Source organism: Kitasatospora humi (assembly GCF_020907985.1).
Taxonomy (GTDB): Bacteria; Actinomycetota; Actinomycetes; order Streptomycetales; family Streptomycetaceae; genus Kitasatospora; species Kitasatospora humi.
Genome location: NZ_JAJJPA010000137.1, coordinates 1 through 1,578 on the forward strand (window position 1 = coordinate 1; position 1,578 = coordinate 1,578).

1 protein-coding gene is annotated in these 1,578 nt (G+C 71.4%); it reads left to right on the forward strand.

Annotated elements, in window-relative coordinates:
* On the forward strand, window positions 1–1,578 hold a 1,578-nt coding region (locus LN042_RS36735; RefSeq protein ID WP_230055812.1), incomplete at both ends, for a type I polyketide synthase.

The following is a 1,578-nucleotide window of genomic DNA, read 5'->3' on the forward strand; positions in this document are numbered from 1 at the left end:
TTGGACGCGCTGGCCGCTCATCGGCGTCACCTCGGCCTGCCCGCCACGTCCCTTGCCTGGGGGCCGTGGGAACACGGCATGACCGCGAAGCTCGACCGGGCGGACTGGCGGCGGATGTCCCGCCAGGGCCTGAAGCCGCTGCCCGCGTCCGACGGCCTCGCCATGCTGGACGCGGCCGTCCGCGTCGCCGACCCCCTGGTGGTCACCGCCCAGCTTGACCTCGCCGCCCTGCAACGCTTGGACGAGATCCCGTCGCTGCTGTCCGGTCTGGTCCGTGCGACGCGAGCGGGCTCGCACAGCCGTCGGACGGTCGGTCAGCCCGGCGCCGGTGACCAGAACGCTCTGGCCGCCCGGCTGGCCGCGCTGGGCCCGGACGAGCAGCGCGAGGCCGTACGGGAGTTGATCCTGTCGCAGGCCGCCCTGGTGCTCGGCATGACAGGACCCGGGGCCGTCGATTCCGGTCGCTCCTTCCGCGACGTCGGCTTCGACTCGCTCACCGCCGTCGAACTGCGCAGCAGGCTGAACAACGCCACGGGCCTGCGCCTGCCGGCGACGGTGGTGTTCGACTACCCGACGCCGGCGGCCCTGGCCGGCTTCGTGCTGGGCGAGCTGGTCGGCGACTCCGGTGCCGCATCGGCGGACGCGGCACGGCCCGTGGTCCGCACTGTTCCGGTCGACGAGGACCGCCTGGTGATCGTCGGAATGGCGTGCCGGTTCCCGGGCGGTGTGTCGTCGCCGGAGGAGTTCTGGGAGCTGCTGGACTCGCGTGGAGATGCGATCGGCCCCTTCCCCACGGATCGTGGTTGGCCCGGGGACGTGGTCGATCCGGATCCGGACGCGGTCGGCAAGAGCGTGTCGGGTGAGGGCGGATTCCTCTACGACGCGGGGGAGTTCGACGCGGAGTTCTTCGGGATCAGTCCGCGTGAGGCGGTGGCGATGGATCCGCAGCAGCGGTTGCTGCTGGAGACGTCGTGGGAGGCGTTGGAGGACGCGGGAATCGATCCGACGGCGTTGCGGGGCAGCGCGACCGGCGTGTTCACGGGCCTCTTCTACCACGACTACCTGCCTTCGCACTTCGTGCCGGAGGAGATCGAGGGGTACCTCGGCACGGGTGGTACGGGCTCGGTTGCTTCGGGTCGGGTGGCGTATGCGCTGGGTCTGGAGGGTCCGGCGGTGACGGTGGACACGGCCTGTTCGTCGTCGCTGGTGGCGTTGCACCTGGCGTGCCAGTCGCTGCGTTCGGGTGAGAGTTCGCTGGCACTGGCCGGCGGTGTGACCGTGATGTCGACGCCCGGCACCTTCATCGACTTCTCCCGCCAGCGCGGCCTTGCGGCCGACGGGCGTTGCAAGGCATATGCGGACTCCGCCGATGGCACCGGTTGGAGTGAGGGTGTCGGCGTGCTGGTGCTGGAGCGGCTGTCGGACGCACGCCGCAACGGGCACAAGGTGCTGGCGGTGGTGGCGGGGACGGCGGTCAACCAGGACGGTGCGTCGAATGGTTTGACGGCGCCGAACGGGCCGTCGCAGCAGCGGGTGATCCGGGCGGCGCTGGCCAGTGCGGGCCTGTCGGCGAGCGAG